The organism is Phreatobacter cathodiphilus (genome assembly GCF_003008515.1).
Taxonomy (GTDB): Bacteria; Pseudomonadota; Alphaproteobacteria; order Rhizobiales; family Phreatobacteraceae; genus Phreatobacter; species Phreatobacter cathodiphilus.
On sequence record NZ_CP027668.1, the window covers coordinates 3,538,380 to 3,563,745 of the forward strand.

Sequence of the window (25,366 nt, forward strand, 5' to 3'; positions counted from 1 at the left end):
CGCCATCGGACTAGCGGGCGCCGGCCGTCACCTCGGTCTGTCCGACCGCGGTGCGCGCCGCCCGCTCGGGCCGGTACATGTCCTCGATGGTGGCGGGGGGCACGAGATAGCGCCCCGGCGTCACCGCCCTGATCATGTAGGCCACCTGCCAGGTGCCGGCGGCGCCGCCCGTGCGGCTGTAGGCGGCCATGAAGCGGTCGTCACGGAAGGCCTTGTAGTCGGGCTGCACGGCCTCCGCCGGCAGCCATTTCAGCGCCGAGGTCTCCGCCGAGGCGATGAGGCTCGGATTGTCGATCTCGAAGCCGGCCGGCAGGCGGTCGACCAGCATGATCTGGCCGAGCTGCGGGGCCGCCTCCGTCACCTGCAGCACCACCACGAGGCGCGTGCCCTGGGCGACGCGGGTGATGTCCGCCGGCTGGCCGGCAAGCGTCATGTAGCGGCGCTGCAGGGTGAAGCCGTTGGCGGCGGCCGGCTCGGGCTGCGCCGGGGTGCCGGTGACGGCGACGACGGCGCGCACGGCCTCGGGACCGGTGTTACGCAGGTCAAGGCCGCGGCCGAGCTCGTCGGAGCGGATCGTCCGCGCCAGCGCGCCTTCGTGCGGGCTGCCGCCGACGTCGAGACGGATACGCTTGGCGTCCTCGATCAGCGCCTGGGCGGCCAGCACCAGCCAGACCTTCTCCTGGGTGGAGAGATAGCGGGTCCGGGCGCGCAGGTCCTCCACCACGCGCTGGGCGTCGGCGACGATGCGGCGGGTGACGCGCGCCTCGACCCCCAGCGCCATCAGCGCAGCGGCGTCGCGCAGCCGCGAACCGTAGTCGAAGCGGCCCATGTCGACCTGGCCGCGGGCGGTGAGCATGGTCACCGCCGAGGCCATGACCCGTTCCGCCCGGCCCATGTCGCCCATCAGCGCCAGCGCAGCGCCGAGCTGGCCGCGCGCCACCGGCGTCGCGATCTCGTTCAGCTGCGTGTCGGCGAGCCAGCGCAGCTCGGAGAGCGAGCCGCGGCCGTTCCGCGCCAGAACGTAATGCGCATAGGCGAGGTCCATGCCCTTGTTGTCGCCGACGCCGTTGGTGGAGACGACGAGGGTGCGCAGGCGCTCGATGGCGAGGTTGAAGGCGGTGGTGGGGATGCCGTAGCCCTTCTCCTTCGCCCGCGACAGGAAGTCCGTCACATAGGCGTCGAGCCAGGCGTCCTCGTTGGATCCCGCGCTCCACAGGCCGAAGGAGCCGGAGCCGGAGGCGCGCGACAGGATGCGCTCGATGGAGTCGGCGATGCGCTCGCGCACCGGCGTCTCCAGGCCGAGGCCGCCTTCCGCCGCCGCCAGCACGTCGAGATAGAGCAACGGCAGCGCCCGCGAGGTGATCTGCTCGGTGCAGCCGAAGGGATAGCGGTCCAGCGCCAGGATCAGGCCCGGCACGTCCATCGCCGTGGACGGGCTGACCGAGACGGAGACCCGCGCCGACCCCGCGAGAAAATCGCCGAGGAGGTCGCTGGAGACCGTCACTGACTGGCCCGGCTCCATGGTGAGGACCGTGCGGCGGGCGATGTCCGGCAGGGCCGGGCGGACGCCCAACGCATAGCGTGACGTCACGTCGAGGCCGTTCGGACCGTTCAGTTGCACATTGAGGTGCCCCACCCCGAGCCCGGAGGCCGAGAGCGGCAGCGAGACGGAACCACGGCCGCCGCTGGCGCCGAGCTGCACCGTCGCCTGGCTCTGGCCGAGCCGCAGCGGGCCTTCCGGGCGAACGGTGACGCGATAGGCGCCGGCCGGCCCCTCGGCATTGACGAGGTCGAGGCGGGCCGTGGCGCTGTCGGCATGGCCGAGCACACGCGGCAGCGTCGCGGTCACCACCACGGGATCGCGGGCGATGACGTCGCGCGAGGCCGAGCCGTGCTTCTTCGCCGTCCAGGCCATGGCCATCAGGCGCACGGTGCCGTTGAAATCGGGGATGTCGAACACGGCCTCCGCCGTGCCGTCGGGCCCGACGGTCAGGATGCCGGAGAACAGCGACAGCGGCTGCTGCGCCGGCGGTGCGCCGGAGAAGCGGTTCGACGGCCCGTCACCGCCGGAGCGGATGGAACCACGCACCGCCGACATCCCGTCGATGAGGAGACCGTAGAGGTCGCGCACCTCGGCGGAGAGCCGGCGCTGGCCGAGATAGTGCTCGTCCGGCTTCGGCGGCTGGTAGTTGGTGATGGTGAGGATGCCGAGATCGACGGCGGCGACCGTCACGAAGGCCTGGTCGCCGGCGGCGAGCCCTTCGACCTTCACCGGCACCCGCAGCGCCGTGCGCGGCGCCATCTTCTCCGGCGCATCCAGGGTCACCTTCAGGCGGCGCTCCGCCGTGTCGATGCCGAACCAGGCGAGGCCGATGGCCCGGCCGGGCATGCGCGAGGCCGCGGCGTCCAGCGGCCGGCGCATGAACACCGTGGCATAGGCGCCCGAACCCCAGTCGCGCCCGACCGGGATCTGGATGGTGGAGCGGCCCTGCGGCACGTCCACCGTGCGCTCCGCGAGCAGCCGGTCGCCCATCACCGCCACCGTGGCCGAGCCGGCGAAGCGCGCGTTGACCGAGACGGTCATGGTCTCGCCAGAGACGTAGGAGGGCTTGTCGAGGCTCATCTCCAGCACGTCGGGCGTATCCGCCGTACCGCCCGCGCCGTAGCCGGATTCGAAGAGCACCGTCGTCGTCGGACCGGCGACGTCGCCGCCCGCCGTCACCTCGAGGCGGTAGCGGCCCCAGGGCACCGGCGCGCCGATGCGCGGCGCGGCCCCCGAGGCGGTCGCCTGAACCTCGCCGTCGGCGATCCGGCGCGTCGAGACGATCGCCTGGCTCGCCCAGCCGGAGGTGCCGCGGGTCCAGATCCAGCGGGTCTCCAGTCGCAGGAGCTGCCAGGTGAGCGTCGCCGACCGCCGTGTGCGGCCGTCCGCGGCCACGGCGACCAGCTCGAAGGAGGCCGTGTCGTTCTCCGAGACGCGGTCGCCGTCGAACAGCGGCTTGACCCCGATGAGCGGCGTGCCGGGAAGAACCGGCACGGTCGCGGTGCGCTCGACCGCGCGGCCGCCGGGTTCGGCGACACGCACCTGCAGGCGCGCCGAGAGCGGCCGGGTCGTGTCCTCCATCCGCGGCAGGCGGGCAGCGATCCTCGCCTTGCCGGCATCGTCGGTCGTGATCCCGTCCGGCAGAGGTTCGCGGTCGCGCTTCACCTCCTCGTCGCCGAGGCCGAAGCGGAAGCCGGGGAAGTCAGGGAGGCTCGGCGTCGTCTCCATCACCACCTCGCCCTCGATGGCGAGGCCGGCGCCGGGCATGCCGAAGAGATAGCGGGCATCGACCGTGGCGCCGAAGGGCGCATCGCGGGTCAGCCGCTGCTCGGTCGGCGCGAGCTCGAAGGCGATGCGGTCGGGCACGAAGTCCTCGACCATGAACCGCACCTCGCCCGCCGTCGGGCTCTTCGGACCGGTGATGGCGCGCACGCGCCAGGTGCCGGTCGGGGCCGACGAGACGATCGGGATCGGCACGGCGCGGGCGCCGGCGCCCTGGTCCTGGGTGACGATGCGGCGATATTCGACGCCGTCGGGCCGCTCGACGATGAGGGTCAGCGGCAGGTTCGGCACCGCGTCGCCCTTGGCGTCGCGCAGCAGCGTCGTCAGGTAGACCGTCTCGCCGGGCCGGTAGATGCCGCGCTCGGGAACGAGGAAGGCGTCGAGCGGGCCGGTGACCTCGCGGCCGGCGACCCCGCGGTCGGAAAGGTCGAAGGCCGGCTGGCGCAGGTTGAGGAAGGAATAGTCGCCCTGCGCCGTGGCGGCGACGAGGAGCGAGGGCGCCTGCGAGCCCTCGCCGCGGGTGAGGCCGGGGGCGAAGCGCACATGGCCGGAGGCGTCGGTGCGCGCCGTGCCCAGCACCTCGTTGTTGCGGGCGATGAGGCGCACCTCGACGTCGGCCAGCGGCTTCGCCGAGTTCAGCGAATGGACGTAGCCGTGCACGCCGTCGACGCCGGAAAGCGCGGTCAGCCCGAGGTCGGAGACGATGAACCACTGCGCCACCCGGCCGTTGCTGCCGTCGTCGTCATCCGAGCGGCGCTGCGCATTGGTCGGCTTGGCCGTCACCACATAGACGCCGGGCTCCAGCGTCCGCACCGCCTCGTCCACCGGCAGGGCGGTCGTGACGTCGGCATTGAGCCGGTTCTCGGTCTCGAGCTGTCCCTTCCACACGGAGATGCCGCGCTCGCTGATGAGCTGCTGCATCTCGTAGCTCTCCAGCGGCTTCGGGAATTCCTCCTGGATCGTCTGCGCGATGGAGCGGTCGCCCATGCGGATGATCTCGACATCCACCGACTGGAGATTGACCGTGACGACGGGCAGACCCCGCTGTCCGGTGCGCGGCAGCACGTAGGAGCGGCCGGTGAAGCGCACCGCGGGCGTGCGGTCGCGCACATAGACGGAGACGTCGACGTTGCGCGTCAGCGTCTCGCCCGGGATGGACGACGGCAGGCCCTCGCGAAGCTGGAAGCTGTAGCGCTCGCCGTGCCTCAGGCCGTCGACGCAGATCTGCCGGTCCTCCACCGTGATCGGCGGGGCGTTGACGCCGGTCTGACGGATATAGGGCGCGAAATCGGTGCGGCCGGCGCGCAGGTTCTCGGTGAAGACGAAGCAGGCGCGCGGGCGCGTCGCGTCGGAATCGATCTTGGTCTCACGGAAGCGGAAGCCGTGCTGGTCGCGCAGCCGGTTGTAGGCCTCGCGCGCCTCGGGCGTGTCGCGCGTCTCGACGACCGCGCGGGCGATGTCGATGGCCGGGCGCCACTGCTGCCGCGCCACCATGATCTGACGGATATGGGCGAGAGCGAAGGCCTCCTCGTTGCGGTTCGCCGCGCGGCTATAGGCCATGTAGGCGGAGGCGGTGATGTCGGTCTGCAACTGCTGGCGCTCGCGCCAATCGTTGGTGCGGATGCCGCCGAGCGCCTGGGAATAGCGCACCCAGGGAGCGGAATCCGTGCCGGAGCGCAGCGCGATCGCCTCCCAGAAGCGGGCGGCGGCCCGGAAGTCGCCGCGCGTCGCGGCGGCGTCGGCGTCGCGACGGATGTCGGCGATGGGGCGGGTGTCGCTCGCCTGCTTGTTGGCGATGGACGCCTCGAAGCGACGCGCCTGTTCGGCGAGGTCGTCGCGCTGGAAGGCGCGCAGCGGCGGCAGCGCCTGTACGGGCGCCCGCTGCGGCTGCGGCTGGGCGGTGTCGGGACGGGGCTGCGGCCGCGGCGCCGCCTGGGCGAGATCGACCGGGCCCGGCCCCTCGGCCCGCGCGTCTTGCGGGCCGGCGAGCCCGAGGAGTGCGGCGACCACAAACGGCCCCGCGGCCGCGACAAGACCCCGGATGCGCATGGCGAACGTCCTCGTTGCGGCCCGACGCCCCATCGTCCGCGGAGGCGGACTGTCCCACCCGCCTGCGACGGGAACAATAAGGGCTGATACGTAATTCCCCTAAGCGTAAGCCGTCGGGATCCAGACGGTTGGCGACACTGAATGCCCCGCCCTATCCCATCGCCGCCTTCGCCGCCGCGACGATCTTGGCCGGCGTCACCTTCACGGCATCCTCGAGCGGCGGCGAGAAGGGGATCGGGATGCGCGGCGCGCCGAGCCGGCGGGCGGCCTTCACCCGCGCCGGCCCGAGCGTCTCCACGACGGTGGAGACCACCTCGGCGCCGAAGCCCGCCACGGAAACCGCCTCCTGCACCACCAGCAGCCGCCCGGTCTTCCTAACCGAAGCCAGCACCGCCTCCTGGTCCCAGGGCCAGAGCGTCCGGAGGTCGATCACGTCGGCGGCGATGCCCTCGCCCGCCAGCGTCGCCGCCGCCTGTTCCACCGCCGGCATGATCGCCGACCAGGAGACGATGGTGAGGTCGCGCCCCTCGCGGGCGAGGCGCGCCTTGCCGAAGGGGATCGGTTCGATGACGGAGGCGACCTCCCCGGTCAACGGAAAGAGGTTCTTCGGGTCGAAGAACAGCACCGGGTCGTCGGAGCGGATGGCACTCACCAGGAGCCCCGCCGCATCCGCCGGCGTCGACGGCGTCACCACGATGACGCCGGGGAGATGGACGAACCAGGATTCCAGCATTTGGCTGTGCTGGGCCGCCGAATTGCGCCAGATTCCGTGCGGCATCCGCACCACCACCGAGGGCTTCGCCTGGCCGCCGAACATGTAGCGGATCTTGGCGATCTGGTTCACCAGCTCGTCCATGGCGCACATGACGAAGTCGAAGATGCGCATCTCGATGATCGGCCGGGTGCCGACCAGCGCCGCGCCGAGCCCGGCGCCCATGATCGTCGATTCCGAGATCGGCGTGGAGACGACGCGCTCCTCGCCGAACTCGGGCAGGAAGTCCTTGTACTGGCCGTAGAGGCCGCCGCGGGCGACGTCCTCGCCCATCACCCAGACGGTGGGATCGCGACGCATTTCCTGGAGGGCGGCGAGGCGCACGGCCTCGACGAGGGTGACGCTCTGCCCGCTCATGCCGAAACTCCCGCATAGGCGACCGCGCCGACGTCCTGCACGTCGTCATAGGCGATGGCCTCGTCCGGCCAGGGCGCCCCCTTCGCATCGAGGACCGCCGCCGCCATCTCGGCCTCGGCTGCGCTGCGGACGGCGGCGAGATCGGCCGCGGCGACACCCCGTTCGCCGAGCAGGACCGCGAGCCGGTCGATCGGGCAGCGCTTCTTCGCCGCCTCCACGCTGGCCGGATCACGCCAGGCGGCGGCATCCGTCGAGGTGTGGCCGGTGATGCGGAAGGTCTTGGCGTGCAGGAGCCGCGGGCCCTTGCCGGCGCGCACCTCCGCCGCGAGGCGGGCGGCCGCCTCGTCCACCGCCATCACGTCGTTGCCGTCCACGGTGACGCCCGGCACCCCGAGCGATTCCGCGCGGGCAATGACGCCCGGCCCCGCCGTCACGCTCTCCGTGGCGGTGAAGGCGGAGACGCCGTTGTCCTCACAGACGAAGAGGACGGGGAGCGTGTAGAGCGCCGCCCAGTTGAGCCCCTCGAGGAAGGGCCCACGGTTGATGGCACCGTCGCCGAAGAAGCACACGGCGATGGCGGAGGAACGCTTCATCTTCAGCCCCTGCGCCGCGCCGACCGCGATGGGAATGCCGCCCGAGACGACGCCGTTCGCGCCCAGCATGCCGACCGAGAAGTCGGCGATGTGCATGGAGCCGCCCTTGCCGCGGCAATGGCCGCCCTCGCGCCCGAACAGCTCGCGCATCATGCCCTGGATGCCGGCGCCCTTGGCGATGGCATGGCCGTGGCCCCTGTGGTTGGAGGTGATGCGATCCTCGGTGGTCAGGTTGAGGCAGACGCCCGCCGCGACGCCCTCCTGGCCGATGGAGACGTGCAGGGGCCCCGGCACCACGCCCTCCTTGTGGGCGGTGAGGGCGGCCGTCTCGAAGGCGCGGATGCGGCTCATGGTCCGGTAGAGATCCAGCAGGCGCTGGACGTTGTGGGTCGGTTGCATCGGCGTTTCCCGGAAGAGGTCTTGTTCTGGTTCAGTAGGATTTCGGCAGGCCGAGCACCTTCTCGGCGATGTAGGAGAGGATGAGCTGGGCGGAGACCGGGGCGAGGCGTGGGATCCAGGCCTCGCGCAGATAGCGCTCCACGTGGAATTCACGGGCATAGCCCATGCCGCCGAGGGTCATCACCGCCGTCTCGCAGGCCCGGTAGCCGGCCTCCGCCGCGAGGTATTTGGCGGCATTGGCATGAGGACCGCAGGGCTCGTCGCGGTCGTAGAGGGTGGCCGCCTTCAGCATCATCAGCTCGGCCGCCTCGAGCTCCGCCCAGGCGACCGCGAGCGGATGCTGGATCGCCTGGTTCTGGCCGATGGCGCGGTCGAAGACGCGCCGCTCCTTGGCATAGGTGCTCGCCCGCTTCAGCGCCGCGCGGCCGAGGCCGATGGCCTCCGCCGCGATGAGGATGCGCTCGGGGTTGAGCCCGTGCAGGATGATGTCGAAACCCTTCCCCTCCTCGCCGATCAGGTCGGCGGCGGGAACGGGCAGGCGGTCGAAGAAGACCTGGTTCGAATCCACCGCCTTGCGGCCCATCTTGGCGATCTCGCGCACCTCCACATGGGCGCGGTCGAGGCTGGTGTAGAACAGCGACAGCCCGTCGGTGCGGCGCTTCACCTCGGACACCGGCGTGGTGCGGGCGAGCAGCAGGATCTTGTCGGCGACCTGGGCCGTCGAGGTCCAGATCTTCTGGCCGGTGACCACATAGACGTCGCCCTGCCGCTCGGCGCGCGTCTTGATCTTCAGCGTGTCGAGGCCGGCATCGGGTTCGGTGACGCCGAAACAGGCCTTCTCGCGGCCCGCGATCAGGGGCGGGAGCATGCGCGCCTTCTGCTCGTCGCTCCCCTTCACCACCACCGGATTGAGGCCGAAGATGTTGAGGTGGATGGCGGAGGCCCCCGACATGCCGGCCCCCGAGGCCGCGATCGCCTCCATCATGATCGCCGCTTCGGTGATGCCGAGCCCGGAGCCGCCATAGGCCTCCGGCATGGCGACGCCGAGAAAGCCGGCTTCTGCGAAGGCGGCGTGGAAGTCGTCGGGAAAGCCGCCCTTGATGTCGCGCTCCAGCCAGTACTCGTCGGGAAAGCGCGCGCAGAGGCGCTCCACCGCCGCGCGCAGGGCCTGCTGGTCCTCGGAGAGAGAGAAGTCCATCGACGTCACTGCGGCTCGATGCCGGCTTCCTTGATCATGCGCGCCCAGTTGGCGATCTGAGCCTTGACGAAGGCGCCGAGGTCATCGGGCGTCTGGGTGAAGGCGTCGAAACCGATCTCGGCGAGCTTTTTGGTGATCTCCGGATCGGTGGCGATGGCGGCGAGTTCCCGGTTGAGGCGGCCGACGATCTCCGGCGGCATGCGCGCCGGGCCGAACACGCCGTTCCAAGAGGTGATGTCGAACTCGGCGACGCCCGCCTCCTGCATCGAGGGCAGGTTCGGCAGGAGTTTCGACCGTTCCGCCGTGGTGACCGCCAGCGCCCTGAGCGAGCCGGCATTGATCTGGGTGAGCGAGGCGGTGATGTCGACGAACATCATGGAGATGCGCCCGCCGATGATGTCGGTGATGGCCGGCGGCGTCGAGCGATAGGGCACGTGCAGGATGTCGACGCCGGCGCGCTTGGCGAAGGTGGCCCCGGCGACGATGCCGGTGGAATTGCCGCTGGCGTAGGTCAGCTTGCCCGGATTGGCCTTGGCATGGGCGACCAGCTCCTTCACCGAGGTCACCGGCAGCTTCGGGTCGACCACCAGCAGGAAGGGCAGGTTGCCCATCCGCGCCACCGGGGTGAAATCCTTCACCGGATCGTAGGTCAGCGTCTTCATCAGGCTGGGATTGGCCGAATGCGACGTGTTGGTCGTCATGAAGAGCGTGTAGCCGTCCGGCTCCGAGCGGGCGACGAAGGTCGCCGCCACCGAGCCGTTGGCGCCCGCCCGGTTCTCCACCACGACGCCCTGGCCGAGGCGGGAGGCGAGCTGCTGGGCGACGATGCGCGCCACCGTGTCGGTGCCGCTGCCCGCGGCGAAGGGCACGACGAGGGTGATGGGCCGTTCCGGCCAGGCGGCGCGCGCCGGCGCGGCGACCGCCATGGCGGCGGCGCTGGCGATGAGGGTTCTGCGGTCGATCATGCGTGTCCTCCCCGGGACCTGCTTGTGGGCCGCCTCAGCGGCGACGGATGACCCTGTCCGGGTTCTCTTCGTAGGGCGGCGTGTAGATGACGAGGACGCGCACCGGCGTCTCGCTGGTCACGGTGAACACGTGTTCCATCCCCGCCGGGAAGAAGCAGGAATCGCCCGGCTTCATGGCGAAGCGCTGGCCGTCGACCTCGGCCTCGGCGGCGCCCTCCAAGAGATAGCAGATCTGGTCGATGCCGGGATGGGCGTGGGGGAGCGCGCCGTTTCCCTTCTCGATCGTGCCGACCAGCATCTCCACCGATTCCGCGCCCACCGTCTCGCGGCTGATCAGCCGGCGGTTCAGCGTGCCGGTATGGTTGGCGGGGTGGTAGCCCTGAACGTCCTCCTCGCGGACGTGGTATCGGCGCTGCGCGCGCCCGGCCGAAGCCGTCATGTCATGTCCTCCCGGTCACCGGTCGCCGCCGGCGGCTCGCCCCTGGCGGGTCGTTGTCGCGAGTGTGGGGACGGTGCCGGAGGTGTCAAGGCGAAGGCCGGCATGACTGGCCTCCGTCGAACGGCTTGGCTCGGCCGATTGCCGGCCGGCGCGGCGGCTGGAACAGTCGGCGCCCCTGCGCCAGCCGAACCGGGTCACCCATGCCGCCGCCCATCGTCCTCGACAGCGTCACCCATCTCACGGCGGAAGCCCGCGGCCGCATCGCCGTCTGCGCCTCCCACGGCGCCGTCTATGCCGCCTGGTACGGCGCCATGAAGGGCGTCTCGGCCATGATCCTCAACGATGCCGGCATAGGCCGGGAGCAGGCCGGCATATCGGGTCTTGCCTGGCTCGACGGCCTCGGCGTGCCAGGCGCGACGGTCGCCCATACCTCCGCACGCATCGGCTGGGGCATCGACATGCCGGAGCGCGGGGTCCTCTCCTTCGTCAATGCGGCGGCGGCGAGCCTCGGCCTCAGGCGCGGCATGACCTGCGCCGAGGCGCTCGACCGGCTCGGCCGCGCCGACCTCGCACCCGCGCCGACGCCGGAGCCTCTCGACGAGGCCCGTCAGGAGATCGCCGAGGCCGGGGCGAAGGGCATCCGCGTCTTCGTGCTCGATTCCAATGGCCTCGTCGGCAAGGAGGACGCCGGCCACATCGTCGTCACCGCCTCCCATGGCGGGCTTCTCGCCGGCAAGCCGGAGACGGCTGTGAAGGCCGACGTGCGCGCCGCCGTCTATGTCGACGCCGATCGGGGCCTCGAGGATGCCGGCATCTCGCGCCTGCCCGCCCTTGAGGCGCGGGGCATCGCCGGCGCCATGGTCTCCGCCTTCTCAGCCCGCATCGGCGACGGCCTGTCGGTCTGGACCGACGGCTATGTCAGCGCCATCAACGGGGTCGCCGAACGCCATGGCGGCGCCGTCGGCCAGTCCACCCGCGACTTCGTCGCCGCCATGATCGCCGCCGCCTGATCAGCCCCTCTGGGCGATGACGGCCACAGGGCCGCCGCCCGGCGGGCCCTGGTGCTCGGCCCCGCCCGAGACGTAGATGTCGGTGCGCCCGACGAGGCCGGCGAGCGCACCCGCCACGAAGGCCCGCGCGTGCCGCGTGGAGGAAATGTCGGAATCGTCCAGCATGGTGTGGCGCGCCCCGCGCACCGCGCCGTCCGGGGAGGCCTCGGCTTTCGCCAGCAGCGCCACCAGCCGACCGCGCGCTGCGGCATCGAGCTGGCCCGCCGCGCCGAGGCCGAGGCGGGCGAGGGCCGCCCGAACCGGCTCCACGTCGATGGCATCCGCCATCACCGCATGATCGACCGCGAGGTCCCCCGACCAGGCCGCCGACATGCCGAGCACGACGATCTCGTGGCCGAGAAGTTCCACCCCGGCCGAGGCGCTGGCACGGCCCGAGAACAGCGCGAGGTCTCGGCCGATGGCGGCATCGGTCACGGCCTCCGGCGCGATCTCGCCGAGCGCCACCGCGACGCCGAGCGACGAGGCACCGCGCGACAGGCCCATGGATTTCAGCGTGTCGCGCACGGCGACGCGCGCGCCCCGCGCCTCGGCCTCGCCGATGCGCTGCGCCGTCAGGAGCGGGCACTTCACCTGCACGAAATGCACGTCGCGGGGGTCCGTGAGCCCGGCCTGCCGCATCGCCTCGGCGATGCCGGCGGCGACCTGCTCGACCTGCCCGGTTCGCCCGAGATGCTCCGCCGGCAGCGGCGCGGTGTGCACCCGCCCGACGGCGAGGGCGGGGCCGGTTGCACCTTCCCCCTCCACCCGCTCGAACACCGTCCAGTGCGGCGCCATGGCGCCCTCCGTGCCGCCCGACATGACGTAGCAGACCGCCGCGGCGCGCTCGGGCCCGATATGGCGGGCGAGCGCCAGGGTCAGCGACTGGGTGGCGAAGCCGCGGGTGAAGTCGTTGACGCAGCCGTTGCCCTCGGTCTTGCCGAAGATCGCGAGGATGCCGGAGGGATCGATCCGGCCGGCGGCGATGGCCGCCTCGAGGCCCGAGACGTCGTCGGGGCCTGTGCGATGATGCGGTGGACGCGGGCGATGGGCATGCGGCGGAATCCTCGAGGTGGTCGTCTGCGCCGGTTTTGCTTGACAGGGCCGGGTCCTGTCACTATGCCGTCGCCTCTCCGAACAGGACCATTTTGTCCAGCGGCCGGCCGACGCCGTCGCACTTTACCTTTGGGATCCGACAGATGTCGCGTCGTTGTGAACTCACCGGCAAGGGTGTTCAGGTTGGCCACCGGGTCAGCCATTCGAACATCAAGACGAAGCACCGCTTCCTGCCGAACCTGCAGAATATCTCCTTCGCCTCCGACCTGCTGGGTCAGACGGTGTCGCTGCGCGTGTCGACCCACGCCCTGCGCTCGGTCGACCACAACGGCGGCCTCGACGCCTTCCTGCAGAAGGCCAATGCCGAGGACCTGTCGCCCAAGGCGCGGCAGCTCAAGTCGGCCATCGCCAAGAAGCGCGCCGAAGCCGCCTGATCAGGCGCTCCCTTGAAAATGCGTGAACCGGCGTCGGGGAACCGTCGCCGGTTTCGCCGTTTCCGCTGCGGCATTGTCGCGCGGCGACAGGCTTCCCATATGCCGCTAGTCTGAGCACAGCGGCACCCGACACGCCGTGCCATCCGTGGGGAAACCATGTCGTCCAAGACCCTCTTCAGGTCCAAGAAACTCGTTCGCGCCTTCGCCATCGCCGGCGTCGCCGTCATGCTCGGCGCCGTTGCGGCCGAGGCGGCCCCGCGTGGCGGCGGCAGCCGCGGCGGTCGCTCCTATGCGCCGCCCCCGACCACCAACACCGCCCCGACCACCGCGGCGCCCCTGCAGCGCAGCACCGCGCCCACCCCGGCGCCTGGCATGCAGCAGCCCGGCATGGCCGCCCGTCCGGGCGCGCCGGCTCCCGCCGCCCAGGGTTCGCGCTTCGGCGGCCTCGGCATGGGCCTCGCCGCCGGCTTCCTCGGTGCCGGCCTGTTCGGCCTGCTTTCCGGCCAGGGCTTTCTCGGCGGCCTCGGCTCGCTGATGGGCATGCTCGGCTTCCTGGCCCAGTTCGCGCTGATCGCCGGCGTCATCTACCTCGTCGTGCGTCTGGTGCGCGGCCGCCGCGAAGCCGCCGACGGCCCCCAGCCGGCCATGGCCCGCCAGGGCTCCGGCCCGGCCGGCAACGGCCCCATGGGCATGCCGCAGAACCGCGTCATCCCCGGCATGGCCGGCGGCTCGGTCGCCGCCCCCGCCGCCGCGCCCTCCGACGGGATCGGCGTGACGCCGCAGGACTACGACACGTTCGAGCGCCTGCTTGCCCACGTCAACGAGGCCTATTCGCGTGAGGATCTCAACGCCCTGCGCGCCATGGCGACCCCCGAGATGGTCGGCTATTTCGCCGAGGACCTGAAGGAGGCCGCCGCCAAGGGTCAGGTCAACCGCATCTCCGACGTCCGGCTCCTCCAGGGCGACCTGTCGGAAGCCTGGCGCGAGCAGGATGCCGACTATGCGACCGTCGCCATGCGCTTCTCGCGCACCGACCTCGTCCTCGACCGCGCCTCCGGCCGGGTCGTGAGCGGCAATCCGCAGGGCGAGGAGGCCGTGGAGCTGTGGACCTTCCGCAGGCCGCACGGTGGCCTCTGGCAGCTCTCGGCGATCCAGACCGCCTGACGATCCGCACCCTTTCCGACCAGAACGAGCCCCGGCGCCCTCGCGCCGGGGCTTTTTCGTTACCCCGGGGCTGCCCGGCACCCTGTTGATATTAACCGTTTGTCCATACCTGTTGAGGAAGTCTTAACGAAACCGTTGCGGTGCAACCGGTCTCGTGTTTCCATCCTCGGGCGATGAAGACCGTCACAACAGAAATCCGCCTGGCGCGGAAATCCGACGCCCCGATCGTGGCAGAGGTCCATGACGAGGCCTGGCGCGCCGCCTATCGCGGCCTCATTCCCGGCGCGGAGCTGGAAAAGCTCATCGCCAAGCGCGGTCCCGGCTGGTGGGACGCCGCCATCCGCAAGGGCAACCGCATCGCCCTGCTCGGCTTCGGCGACGAGATCGCCGGCTATGCTAATTACGGCCGCAACCGCGCCAAGGCCCTCAGCTATGAGGGCGAGATCTACGAGCTCTATCTCCGGCCGAAATTCATCGGCCTCGGCCTCGGCCGCAGCCTCTTCGACTCCGCCCGCAAGGACCTCGAGGCCCACGGCCTCGAAAGCCTGGTGATCTGGGCGCTGAGCGACAACGACGCCGCCATGCGCTTCTACCGCGGCCTCGGCGGCAAGCCCGTCGCCCGCTCGTCCGAAACCTTCGGCGACCGCGCCCTCGACAAGACCGCCTTCGGCTGGGCCGCCTGACATTGCCGCCCTGCGGGGTGATTTTGCAGTGCGGCACTTGCGGCTGGGGTGCTGTTGCGGCTAACGAGGCGCCACGTTTGTCCGGAGACAGAACCGATGCGCATCGACGCCATTTCCATTGGCCGGAACCCGCCCGACGAGGTCAATGTCATCGTCGAGGTGCCGGTCGGCGGCGAGCCGATCAAATATGAGATGGACAAGGAGGCCGGCACGCTCGTCGTCGACCGCTTCCTCTACACCTCCATGCGCTATCCCGGGAATTACGGCTTCATCCCGCACACGCTCTCCGAGGACGGCGATCCCTGCGACGTGCTGATCGCCAACCAGCGCGGCATCGTGCCCGGCGCGGTGGTGGCCTGCCGCCCGGTCGGCGTGCTGAAGATGGAGGACGAGGCCGGCGGCGACGAGAAGATCGTCGCGGTCCCCGTGCCGCGCCTGACCCGCCGCTACGAGAACGTCCACGACATCAAGGACCTTCCCGAAATCACGCTCAAGCAGATCGAGCACTTCTTCTCCCACTACAAGGATCTGGAATCCGCCAAGTGGGTGAAGGTGGTCGGCTGGGGCGATGCGAGCGAGGCCCGCCGCCTGATCACCGAGGCCATCGAACGGGCCAAGAAGGCCAAGGGCGGCTGACGCCGCCTCAGGCCGGCCGCGAGGGGCCGGCCGCCAGTGCTTCCTGAACCTTGACGCGGATGTCGGCGAGGCTGAAGGGCTTGGTCACCACGTCGTGGACGAGCGCCTCCAGCCCGTGCGCCCGCTCGCGCTGGTCGGCATAGCCGGTCATCAGCAGGATCACGAGATTCGGGAATTGCGGCGCTGCCGCCAGGGCCAAGGCGATCCCGTCCATCAGCGGCATGCGGATGTCGGTGAGCAGCAGGTCGAAGGCGCCCTGTGTCTGTTCCAGGATGGCGAGCGCCTCGGCCCCGTCCTCGGCCTCGGTGACCTCGTGGCCGTCGATCATCAGGGCGCGGCGCACGAAGGCGCGCACCGGCTCGTCGTCCTCGGCGATGAGAATGCGGGCCACCCGGTCAGTCCCCGATCACGCCGACGAATGGCAATTGCCGCCAGGCGTGCGCCACGTCCATGCCGTAGCCGACCACGAAGACGTCCGGGCAGGTGAAGCCGACATGGTCGGCGACGAGGTGGACGGCCCGCTTGCCGGGCTTTTCCAGCAGCACGCAGATGCGCACCGAGCGGGCGCCGCGCGCCATCAGCAGATCCTTGGCGTAGGTCAGCGTCCGGCCGCTTTCGAGGATGTCGTCGACCAGCAGCACGTCGCGTCCCTCCACCGGGCTCTCCACGTCGTGCAGCACGCGCACCTGGCCGGTCGAGACCGTGCCCTCGAGATAGGAGGACAGCGACATGAACTCGACCTCCGGCGCCATGCCGGCGGCGTCCATGGCGCGAATGAGGTCGGCGGCGAAGACGAAGCTGCCCTTGAGCACGGCCACCACCAGCAGTCGCTCCGGCTTGGTGGCGGCGATCTCCTGGACCAGCGCCCTGTTGCGCTCCGCGATGGCCTCGGCTGAGAACAGCACGCGGATATTGTCTCGGTTCATCGGTCGGACTCCGGCGGCTCCCGCCTGGCGGGGCCTGTCCGCCATGTGTATCCCGGCGTGCGGGCGCCGTCACCACCACCCGTCGGGATGGTCGCGGGCGCCCCGGGATCAGCGGCCGGCGGCGTCGAGGCGGGTGAAGAAGCGCACCTCCACGCTGGTGCCGTCCGGCGGCGGCGAGGCGAGGCGCGAGCGGAAGGGGGCGCTGCCGCCCGGCTCCAGCCGCGGCGTCGGCGGCGTCGCGGTCCAGGTGTAGATCTCCTTGCCGCCGGCGTCCCGCACGGCGAGGCGCAACCGCGGCAGGTCCACCGCCTTGGCCGTGATGTTGACCAACTGGCCCTCGACCACCAGCACCACCACGCCGTCGACGATCTCGTTGGCGCCCTTCACGTCGCGGAACTCGACACCGCGCAGGTTCACCGGCAGGCCGATGCTCTCGTAGAGGCCGGCGGAATCGGGAACCGTTCGCACCACGTGCTCCCGCCCGAACAGCAGGGTGGCGAGGATGGCCGCCCCGACCACGAGGATGAAGATCGGCGGCGACACCTTGAAGGATTGCGCCCGCGGCCGGCTGAAGGTGGGGCGCAGCCGCCGCCGGCCGGGCTCGGGCTGGGAGGCCTCGCGGCCGCCGCGGCGGGCCGGCCCGTCCTCGTCGGGCTCCTTCGCCCGCGGCGGGAGCGGCGGCACGTCCGTATCGGGCTGCAGCGAGGGCGAGGTCGCTTCGGGCACCGGCGGCTCGGCGAAGAGATCGGCGTCGTCGCCGCCCGCACCCTTGTCTTCGGCCTTGTTCTCGGCCTCTTCCGCGAAGGCCGCGCCCCAGTCGGCATCGTCGTCGCCCGCCTGCTCCTGATGCTGGGGCGCATTGCGGCCGGCGAGCTCCTCGGCGCCGGCGGAGGCCAGCGCGGGCTCCTCGATCGCGCTCTCCGGCGTCGCCAGCCACACGGTCCGGCACTGGGCGCAGCGCACCTGCCGACCGGTTTCCCCCAGGACGGATGTCGTGACCTTGAAGGCCGTCGCGCAGGAAGGGCAGACGATCAGCATGGGGTTGGGCGCCTCGGGACGGTTGTCCCTCGCCTCCACCTTTGCCCAGCAGGGTTAATTGGCGGTTAACACGACAACCGCCAAGTCATTGATTTCGTTCGTTTCTGTTTTTCTGAGAGAACAGGACAGGTAGCGAACGGAACGGGTCCAGACGGAAACGTTGCAAAACAGGGCCCTGCAATCCGCGCAACAGCCGCACTCTACAAACCGAGACACGCAGGAGTTATCGTGTCCGTGCGAAAGGCGTCGAGCGCGAGACGCTGACGCGCTATCATTCCCTTCAGTTAGCATCACGCTGCGCGATGTCCAAGCTGCGTGGCTATCTTGGCTTCGCATTAGCCTGAGATCATTCTTGCGATCGACACGAACGGCGAGCTAGCACACAAAAGGGCGACCCTGAGAGCGCCATCACGGTCTTTGCGATGGGTGCGCGCATGCAGGTAGATGGTTCAATTCAAGGCGACCTGTTCCAGCCTGCGAAATTGATAGTTCGAGATGCCCTGCTCGGCGTCGACGGCCGCACGCCGCTGATGGTGCTAGGCTGCGGTCGCAACAAACTGACTACCCGTGCAAGCGCCCAGAGCCTTTACACCTCAAGTCGGTTTCGACAATCCGTTGATATTGCAAAACAATTGAACGCGCCGTTTGTTATTCTTTCCGCCAAACACGGGATAGTCGACTCAAATGCTATACTTGAGCCTTACGATCTCGATCTGTCGATCTTGTCGGAGGATGACAGGCTGGTATGGGGTGAAAAAGCCCTCAGTGATCTGGCGGCACTTGCAAGCGGCCGCTCGATCACGGTGCTCGCGGAATCAAATTACGCTCAGCCTCTGTTACAAGCGAACAAAGCAAGGTTGGAGCCTTTAACGATCGTCTCCCCTTGGGTTGAACTTTCCCAGCCTGACCGCGACCTGTGGCTGCGGGAAGCTCATCACATGGCAGTGCGTATCCGAGATCTTGATCGCCTGTACGCATGGATTGAGGCCAAGAGGGAGGCAGCTCTTGTCTTCCCATTTGGCGACCTCTCCGCGATGACTGTACCGAAACGAGGCGTGTATCTCTTCCTTGACCCCGAAGAGCCAAACTTTCGGAAGGCGGCTCCTCGCGTCGTCCGAGTCGGGACCCACGCTGTCAGCGCTGGATCACAAGCATCGCTCCGGGCCCGACTGCGGACACATCTAGGTCCCCAGCATGAGATTGGAAATCATCGGGCTTCGATCTTTAGACTGCACGTCGGGCGCGCCATGCTAGAGGCGCGCGATGGCCCTAATCGGCTCCCCAGCTGGGGAGACGGACAAAATGCTCGGCGCAATGTCAAAGGCGCCGAACAAGACCTCGAGATTGCCGTTTCTCAGTACCTGCGTCGGTTGCAGCTCGTGCTCATCGAGGTCGATGATGAACCCAGCAAATACAGCGTCCGAGCGCACACTGAGATGCAACTCATAGCCTTGCTCAGCGATTCGATGCGTCCCATCGACATGCCTTCACCCACTTGGCTGGGATTGCAATCTCCAGTAGCACCGATTCGACAATTGGGGCTATGGAACGTCCGCGGAATCGGAGGAAAATATGATTCGTCCGGTGTCGGTTCAGTCACCTCAATGCTCGAGGCATGAATGAAGTTCGACAAACTGGCTACGGCGATCGCACGCAATCCTCGTCTACCGCGTTTTGCGTGCCATCTTTACCAGCGATTGAAATCGAACCGCCTCAACCTTGTGACCGGAGCTGGAATATCGGTGGACGCTAAGGTCCCCGCATGGAAAGAGCTGCTTCGTCGTCTAGCAGAAATCGATGATAAGCTGCCTGAGCATCTTCGTATCCATGAGGGCGCTGGTCTACAGCCCGAGTACCTTGGACAGATCATTTACCATCGATACAATCGCGCTTACGCACACTCTGATGACGTTACTCCAGACATACGATCCGCTCAGATTGAGTACAGCTGGGGTGATGCAATTCATCGGGCCATTTATCGCGATGTTGCAACAGACATAAGTGATGTCATCGTAAACCATCCATATCTGCAACAGTTGCGCGACCTTAGTAGACGCGTATCGCTTGTGATCAATTTCAATTTTGATGATCTTTTATCACATGCCATTGGCGAGCAGATTAAAGAGGGTGGCAGCAGTCTACTTGGCAATTCACTAAGTGTCACTTGGCAACCACCTCTTACGGATCGCCCTGGAAACACTACTGTTTATCACGTGAATGGCATTTTGCCACGGGTCGACCTGAAAAAGCGCAGCCCACAACTCATTTTTACCGAGGACTCTTTTGCCGACGCACGCGCTCGGTCTCCGGGTGTTAATGCCGAGTATCTTTTCTTACGGTTTGTACAGAATACGATGCTCTTGATTGGTCACTCGCTTGCGGACACATCGCTGAAGAGCTACCTACGACAGAATCGCGACAAGAGTCCGGCAAATCATCACTACATGGTCCACTGGATCGACGATGACAACGATTATCCCAGTCATAGGCGCGACGATATATTTGATGCAAACCTAAATCTTTATAATCTTATAACGATATTCTTGCGCTCAGAGGAAATTCGAGAGTTCTTCTGCCTTCTTCTGTTAGATGACCGGCAATTTCGGGAAGCTGTTGAGACATTCGAACCCGATCGGCGATCAGTATATCACTACTACATTGTTGGTCCTGTCGCGGCTGGAAAGTCCACTCTCCTTGAGCATCTGCGATGCTTTGATACTTTGGAAGAGTGGACTCGCCCACCCCCGAAAGAAATGTACCTCGCATCAGACAAGATCGGTGAAGCGGAACAGCGCGTGATCGATAGGTTTCTGAACGAGGAACTGAAAGAAAAGAACATCCGCATGCACGCCGCTGGAGTGGGCTTTCACTTCATGGACCGTGCGCCCCTTGACCTCTATGCGTTTACACCAACGCAAGAGGAGGAAAAGCGCAAATCGCGCGAACTCCGCGAGTTGGTGACCCGAAGCAAACCGCTTCAGCAAGGAGAGGTTCTGTTCGTTCATGCAGAGCCTAGCACGATAGTAAAGCGCAACATGTCGAGAGGACGACATCCCGATAAGGCTGGAAAGGAAAGCTATTTTTTGAAGCAGACGAGCAAGCTAAAGGAGGTTTACTCCCCTTCATTTGTCGTCTCAACAGACGAACTAAACGCGAGCGAGACTGCCAGAAAGGTCGCTCGATACGCCCTGTTGGAGGAATACGCACCAACTGACCTCCAAAGCATAATATCTCGCTATGAGTGACCACCGGAATCAACTGCGAATCTACCTAGCTGCGCCTCTCTTCAACGACATGGAACGCAGTTTCAATGCTCGTCTCGCTGCGCTTTTGGAACCATTTTCCGATGTTTTTTTGCCGCAGCGCGACGGCAAGCTAATGCGCGATCTGGTGCGACAGGGCATGGCACTGGAGTCGGCGCGCCAATTGGTCTTTGAAGCTGACATTGATGCGCTGAAGCGCTGCAGTCACGTCGTGGCGGTGTTGGATGGGCGGACCGTTGACGAAGGAGTGGCGTTCGAAATCGGCTACGCGCGCGCACTGAACAAGTTTTGCATCGGCCTGAAAACTGACGATCGTGCTCTGCTCCCGTCTGGTGACAATCCGATGATCTTAGCGGGATGTCATGAGATGTTCGGTAGCGTGGTAGCGCTTGTCGACTACCTGCGGAACGACGACGCTTGGATGCGGAGCACGGGCTAGCTTTCGGCGAGGCCCACACACCGTCGCGCACTCAACGCCTTCTGGCAGCTTGGCCTGATTTCGCCCCCTCCTTTTTGGAAGTTCCCTTGCCAATTGGCAGGCTCGTCAACGTGCATTGGCATGTTGACGGAGGGACCTAACTTCATAAGATCGCTTCTGTTTTAAGGAGCGGCTAGTGACCGTCTATGGATACCTGCGGGTCAGCACCGCCCGCCAAGCCGATGAAGGCCACAGCCTGGAGGTGCAACGCCGCCAGATCGAGGGCTATGCCTTGATGAAGGGCTTAGTGGTTGAGCAATGGGTCGTCGAAGAGGGCGTGTCGGGAGCCATCCCTGTCGCGAAGCGGACGCTGGGCGGGCCCATGTTCTCGGCGCTCCGCAGCGGAGACGTGCTGATCGCGGCCAAGCTCGATCGCTTGTTTCGTTCTGCCTTGGACGCGTTAGGGGTTGTCGAACGCCTTGGCGAAATGAATGTGCGCCTACACTTGCTCGACCTCGGGGGCGACATCGCGGGCAGCGGACTTGGCAAGCTGTTTCTCACCATCGTTGCAGCGTTTGCCGAGGCAGAGCGCGATCGGCTCCGCGAACGGGTGTCCGCAGTCAAGGCGGACCAGCGCCAGAAGGGGCGCTATCTCGGGGGCATCCTACCGTTCGGCTATAGGGTGGAGGACGGTGGCTTGATCCCTGCGACAGACCATTTCGCCATTCAAGAGATCAGACATCTCAGTCGAAGTGGAAAGACCCTCAGGCAGATTGCGCGCGAAATGGACGCCAAAGGCGTGCGGATTAGCCATGCTGGCGTCGCGAAAATCCTTCGGCGAGAGGACAGCGCCCAAGCCAGATAATACCGATTGACAGAATGACATGCTCGTGGCATTCTAGCCTTGTGATGGCAACCGAGAGTTCGAGCCGTCACTGGACTTCGGGATCGCCGCAACGGCACTCGCCCCCGAATCCCTCACCATCGCGCCGCCGCCCGTGGAGCTGAGCCTCCGCGGGGGCTGCGCATTGACCTCAGCACCGCGACGACCCGCCCGCTCCAGCGGCCGCCTTGTCGCGCCTATTCATCAGGAGATCCGACTCGATCATGACCAATATCGCCCGACTTCGCTGCAACCCGCCCCTCGCGTCGCCGCTCGAACTCAAGAGACTTCTCGTTGAGACGCTTTCCGAGCGCCGATACGCCTTCTTCATCACCGCCGATCTGCACGGGCCTCGCACTTTCGATCCGATCAGAGATCGGCTTCGCGAATGGCGTAACCGCGTGAATCGATATTACGGTGGGCGACGCGCAGTATCGCCGCACCGTCGCGCCCGCCGAATGGACGGACTAGTGTTCTTCGAACGCGGCGCGTTGAGAAACTCCCCGCACGTCCATCTGGTCCTCGACGCACCGAAGCTCGCAGAACCGACGGACTTTCCGCTCACAGCGGCAGCGATCTGGTCGTCGCAGTACCCCGCGCCCACTCAGATCATCCGCCCGTATCGAGCCGTCACCAGCGGCGGCAAGATGCAGGTTGATCGGATACGGGACTCGCCCGACGACACGGCGCGGGTGCTGCATTACGTCCTGAAAGAAACCGAACGGCCGCATCCCGACGCTGAGCCTTTCGTCCACATCGAAGATATTTAATGCGTGGGGGGACCCGGGCCCCCACGACCTCCTCACCTTTCAGCGACCTAGCTACCTGGGGTGATTTTTTTGACCGAGCATCGATCCGCTCGCCGTTGGTGTCCTACGGACCCGACGTTGTAATATTATATCCAAGCGCCGAAATTGACGCCTCCGAAATAGACCGACCCAAGCGCGACACCATCCGGGAGCGACACCAGCTTATCTCTAGCAATCATCCAGATAGAGCCGCGACATCTAAATAAGATCGAGCCTACGATAGTATCTCAGCTGATTTGAAGCAGGGTCGCGCCATCGAAAACAGTCCGCCAAGTGGTCTATACTCTGCACGACACCCAACAAAGCGTAGGCACTAAATGGAGTACCTGCACCCGTCTCATAGTGGCTGACATAATTGGCCATGACAGACGGCATGTGGTGGTTCTGCAGGTCGGTAAGCTGCTGGGCGGTGAGAACGCAGCGTCCCGCCGCGTGGTATAAAGAGACCGCCGCCGTGATCGCATCGATATAGGTTGACAGAGTCCGCTTGTCACCCCGCGTTGCATAATCGGGCGGAACGGGAATCTCCAGACGGCTGATTATCTGACCGAGCTTGTATTCGAGGTACTGCCGTACGAACGGCTCCCCGATATCTATCTGCCCAGCGTTCAAATACTGTTCAGCCTGCGCCTTAAGGCGATCCGCCTGCTGCGCCGCGATCATAATTCGCCCACGGGGAGGCATGCCCTGAAGCTTCTGGTGATGCCATTCGGTCGTGCCATTGAGTCGATCGAAATACTTCTCAAGGCTCGTATCATGGCTGAGAATAATGAATTGAAGCCCGTCGGGAACACCGTGAGCGGCGCCAAACCGCAGTTTCGTTCGGATCGTATCCATTAGACTGAATTGATGCCCGGCGTCGAAACTTGAAGTCACGTCGTCTAGAACCATAAAGCGAGGAACGCCCCGGTGCCGAGTGGCAGCGGCCATGAAGATGGAGGCAGCGACAGCGTTGCGGTAGCTTTCCGACAACAGCGCCCGTGCGCTTTGGTTTGGAAGGCCGAAGAAGTCGGCGAGTTTCAAATCCACCTGCTCGGTATTTTGGGCTCGATTCAACGTTGGTCGCACGTCGGGACCGCCGCGCATAAGATGCCCGAAAAGCTCCTGACAACTGGCCTGAATGTCCGTGATGCGCGCATTTGCCAGCGAGCTTTCCGCCGTAGCAAACTGCCCAGCTACGTTCGTGATAAACGTCTTCCAGCGATTAAGCTTTGCGAGCTTGATCCGCTTTGCGGCGAGCGACGGAAAGGCCCGCTCATATTCACCCACGGCGTTGCGGAATTGTTTGGCCTGTCCAAGGGTGCGGGTTACGGCGACCAGCGACGGCGGCAGACTCGCCTGTAGCTGTTCGCGCTCAACAGCAACGGCTTCGAGCACGGTAACTCGCCTCGATTCGAGCACAGCAAGGGCATCTCTTGCACGTTCCAGGTCCACCGTCGAAACCGAAGATTGGCGTGCGGCGAGCGTCAGAAGCGGCGCTATTCGATCAACATCCGCGACGCCAAGACGAACCTGCTCTTCAAGCTGCCGAAGCTTGCCAACGCATCCCGCAATCGGCACTCGCCGGTTCAGGTCCGCGTCGAGCTGCTCCGCCTCATCATAAAGCGAAATCTTCGCTTTCAGTTGCGCCTGAAGCGGCTCGTCGCCAGCCTTTTCACAGACTGGGCATACCTTTGGATCGTGCCAGTCCGTACTGTTCACCGCCGCGAGCGCGTGTTTCAGCAATGCGTGCAGGCTTGCAGCGCCCACTTTGCGCATCGCATCGTCCCGCCCCTTGGCGGTCGCCACCAGTGCCTCGATCTCGGCGACTTCCTCCGCCGAGACCTGCAAACTGCTGAGTGTTGTGACGGCAGTGTCGAGTGCGTCGAGGGTTTTCCGCGCCGAACCGCCTTCTTCTCGATCGACGACTTTCTCAGCAGCGGCAAAATCGAAGTCCATCACCGAGGTGTCAGCGAGCAACGGCGCGAGCAGTGCGATGCCTGCCAGTCCTGCCGCAACCTCCCCTTTCAGCACGGCAAGGTCCGCTATCTCGCCGTGTGTTGCGCCGGTTACCTCCTGGTGTGCGGCCAGAATGCGCTGTTCAACAGCCCCCAACGCGCGATCTTCGGCAGCGACTTCCGCATCGAGCGCGGACAGACCAAAATCGCTGTTGAGATTGCGGGTATTCCTGGCCCCGTCGAGCGCCTGCCGGAGCTGTGAGTATCGGCTCATGCCGATCAGAGAGGCGAAGGAGCGCCCCCGCTCCAGTGCCGAGCAGTCCACAAGGGAAGCGAAGCGTGGGTAATCGACCAGCACGAAATCCTCGCATAGATCGGCGAGGAAGGAGTGGGGATCAGCATGGCCGGAAGGAGACGTGACGACCCGTCCACCCGCCGCCGTTCGGGTGACGGTGATCGACACATCGGGCGTCCCGTCATCGCTCTTGAAAACAAGGGCTACCGTCGCCTGTTGCGCCGGATGAAACTTGTTAACGATATAGTTGGCCCCCTGTTCGGCGTCCTGCATCCCTTCCAGGCGCGGCACCGTGCCGTGCAGGGCGAAGTGAAGTGCTTCGAAGATCGAGCTTTTACCGACCCCGTTGGGCGCATGGACGGAATTGACGGCATCGTGCTTGAACTTCAGCACGAGGGGATCGCCGTCATTGTTGATGCCACGAAATCCCTCGATGGCGGCGGAGGCGAGGAAATACCGGCTCATTCCGCAGGCCCTTCCGGCAGGCCGTCGAGCGCGGCGAGGACCGCCCCGTTGAACTCTTGAACGGCCTGACGGGTGCGGGTCGCATCACCGTCGCGCGCCAGCAGCGCTAGATTGTCGAAAAGAATGCGGGCGCAATCGGCATCGATGCGCTCCGCTTCCGCCCGGAAACGGGCAAGGTTGTCCGAGAATGACAATGCCGGATCAAATTCCATACGC

The 25,366-nt window shown here is 66.5% G+C and carries 22 protein-coding genes; 10 read left to right on the top strand and 12 right to left on the bottom strand.

What is annotated here, in order from left to right; translation table 11 throughout:
* Positions 1 to 10: 10 nt before the first annotated feature.
* From C6569_RS16975 to C6569_RS17000, 6 genes are all read right to left on the bottom strand, one after another.
* On the bottom strand, positions 11 to 5,374 hold the full coding sequence (locus C6569_RS16975; RefSeq protein WP_106749985.1) for an alpha-2-macroglobulin family protein: 5,364 nt from the start codon (positions 5,372 to 5,374) through the stop codon (positions 11 to 13).
* 151 nt (positions 5,375 to 5,525) lie between these two features.
* A complete protein-coding gene (locus C6569_RS16980) occupies positions 5,526 to 6,503 on the bottom strand; it encodes an alpha-ketoacid dehydrogenase subunit beta (protein ID WP_106749986.1) in 978 nt (325 codons plus the stop codon).
* Positions 6,500 to 7,495: a thiamine pyrophosphate-dependent dehydrogenase E1 component subunit alpha gene (locus C6569_RS16985; protein WP_106749987.1), complete on the bottom strand. Its 996-nt coding sequence runs from the start codon at positions 7,493 to 7,495 to the stop codon at positions 6,500 to 6,502. Before C6569_RS16985 ends, C6569_RS16980 begins: the two co-directional genes overlap by 4 nt.
* Before the next feature lie 31 nt (positions 7,496 to 7,526).
* On the bottom strand, positions 7,527 to 8,693 hold the full coding sequence (locus C6569_RS16990; RefSeq protein WP_106749988.1) for an acyl-CoA dehydrogenase family protein: 1,167 nt from the start codon (positions 8,691 to 8,693) through the stop codon (positions 7,527 to 7,529).
* Positions 8,694 to 8,698: 5 nt separating this feature from the next.
* Positions 8,699 to 9,658 carry a Bug family tripartite tricarboxylate transporter substrate binding protein gene (locus C6569_RS16995; RefSeq protein ID WP_106749989.1) on the bottom strand — a complete coding sequence of 320 codons (960 nt, stop codon included), beginning with the start codon at positions 9,656 to 9,658 and terminating at the stop codon, positions 8,699 to 8,701.
* Between the two features lie 34 nt (positions 9,659 to 9,692).
* A complete protein-coding gene (locus tag C6569_RS17000) occupies positions 9,693 to 10,097 on the bottom strand; it encodes a cupin domain-containing protein (RefSeq protein ID WP_106749990.1) in 405 nt (134 codons plus the stop codon).
* Positions 10,098 to 10,297: 200 nt separating this feature from the next.
* Here C6569_RS17000 and C6569_RS17005 point away from each other — a divergent pair, with 200 nt between their 5' ends.
* On the top strand, positions 10,298 to 11,107 hold the full coding sequence (locus C6569_RS17005; protein WP_106749991.1) for a hypothetical protein: 810 nt from the start codon (positions 10,298 to 10,300) through the stop codon (positions 11,105 to 11,107).
* On the opposite strand, the gene atzD is transcribed toward C6569_RS17005, so the two are convergent.
* On the bottom strand, positions 11,108 to 12,208 hold the full coding sequence (gene atzD / locus C6569_RS17010; protein WP_106749992.1) for a cyanuric acid amidohydrolase: 1,101 nt from the start codon (positions 12,206 to 12,208) through the stop codon (positions 11,108 to 11,110).
* Between the two features lie 134 nt (positions 12,209 to 12,342).
* Here atzD and rpmB point away from each other — a divergent pair, with 134 nt between their 5' ends.
* The 4 genes from rpmB (at position 12,343) to ppa (ending at position 15,116) form a co-directional block, all read left to right on the top strand.
* Positions 12,343 to 12,633, top strand: coding sequence for a 50S ribosomal protein L28 (rpmB, locus tag C6569_RS17015; protein ID WP_106749993.1), 291 nt, complete (start codon positions 12,343 to 12,345; stop codon positions 12,631 to 12,633).
* Between the two features lie 156 nt (positions 12,634 to 12,789).
* Complete coding sequence (locus tag C6569_RS17020; protein ID WP_106749994.1) at positions 12,790 to 13,797, top strand: TIM44-like domain-containing protein; 1,008 nt, start codon at positions 12,790 to 12,792, stop codon at positions 13,795 to 13,797.
* Positions 13,798 to 13,970: 173 nt separating this feature from the next.
* Entirely contained in the window at positions 13,971 to 14,480 is a 510-nt protein-coding gene (locus tag C6569_RS17025; RefSeq protein ID WP_106749995.1) for a GNAT family N-acetyltransferase, read from the top strand.
* A gap of 96 nt (positions 14,481 to 14,576) precedes the next feature.
* Positions 14,577 to 15,116, top strand: a complete 540-nt coding sequence (gene ppa / locus C6569_RS17030; protein ID WP_106749996.1) for an inorganic diphosphatase — start codon at positions 14,577 to 14,579, stop codon at positions 15,114 to 15,116.
* A 7-nt stretch (positions 15,117 to 15,123) separates the two neighbouring features.
* Here ppa and C6569_RS17035 read toward each other — a convergent pair whose 3' ends face one another.
* The 3 genes from C6569_RS17035 to C6569_RS17045 form a co-directional block, all read right to left on the bottom strand.
* Positions 15,124 to 15,507 carry a response regulator gene (locus C6569_RS17035; protein WP_106749997.1) on the bottom strand — a complete coding sequence of 128 codons (384 nt, stop codon included), beginning with the start codon at positions 15,505 to 15,507 and terminating at the stop codon, positions 15,124 to 15,126.
* 4 nt (positions 15,508 to 15,511) lie between these two features.
* Entirely contained in the window at positions 15,512 to 16,042 is a 531-nt protein-coding gene (gene hpt, locus C6569_RS17040; RefSeq protein ID WP_106749998.1) for a hypoxanthine phosphoribosyltransferase, read from the bottom strand.
* Between the two features lie 108 nt (positions 16,043 to 16,150).
* On the bottom strand, positions 16,151 to 17,080 hold the full coding sequence (locus C6569_RS17045; protein WP_106749999.1) for an MJ0042-type zinc finger domain-containing protein: 930 nt from the start codon (positions 17,078 to 17,080) through the stop codon (positions 16,151 to 16,153).
* Positions 17,081 to 17,502: 422 nt separating this feature from the next.
* Between C6569_RS17045 and C6569_RS21790 the strand changes: the two genes are divergently transcribed.
* From C6569_RS21790 to C6569_RS21795, 5 genes are all read left to right on the top strand, one after another.
* A complete protein-coding gene (locus C6569_RS21790; RefSeq protein WP_146144831.1) occupies positions 17,503 to 18,699 on the top strand; it encodes a GIY-YIG domain-containing protein in 1,197 nt (398 codons plus the stop codon).
* Positions 18,700 to 20,325 (top strand): SIR2 family protein, encoded by a 1,626-nt coding sequence (locus tag C6569_RS17055; protein ID WP_106750001.1) that lies wholly within the window; start codon positions 18,700 to 18,702, stop codon positions 20,323 to 20,325.
* Complete coding sequence (locus C6569_RS17060) at positions 20,318 to 20,782, top strand: nucleoside 2-deoxyribosyltransferase (RefSeq protein WP_106750002.1); 465 nt, start codon at positions 20,318 to 20,320, stop codon at positions 20,780 to 20,782. The genes C6569_RS17055 and C6569_RS17060 overlap by 8 nt, the downstream gene beginning before the upstream one ends.
* 175 nt (positions 20,783 to 20,957) lie before the next feature.
* A complete protein-coding gene (locus C6569_RS17065; RefSeq protein WP_106750003.1) occupies positions 20,958 to 21,626 on the top strand; it encodes a recombinase family protein in 669 nt (222 codons plus the stop codon).
* A 242-nt stretch (positions 21,627 to 21,868) separates the two neighbouring features.
* Entirely contained in the window at positions 21,869 to 22,414 is a 546-nt protein-coding gene (locus C6569_RS21795) for a hypothetical protein (protein WP_146144832.1), read from the top strand.
* 237 nt (positions 22,415 to 22,651) lie between these two features.
* Here the strand turns inward: C6569_RS21795 and C6569_RS17075 are convergent, their stop codons facing one another.
* The gene (locus C6569_RS17075) at positions 22,652 to 25,150 is read right to left on the bottom strand and encodes an AAA family ATPase (RefSeq protein ID WP_106750005.1); all 2,499 of its coding nucleotides are present in this window, start codon (positions 25,148 to 25,150) and stop codon (positions 22,652 to 22,654) included.
* Positions 25,147 to 25,362, bottom strand: a complete 216-nt coding sequence (locus C6569_RS17080) for a hypothetical protein (protein WP_106750006.1) — start codon at positions 25,360 to 25,362, stop codon at positions 25,147 to 25,149. The genes C6569_RS17075 and C6569_RS17080 overlap by 4 nt, the downstream gene beginning before the upstream one ends.
* Between the last annotated feature and the right edge of the window lie 4 nt (positions 25,363 to 25,366).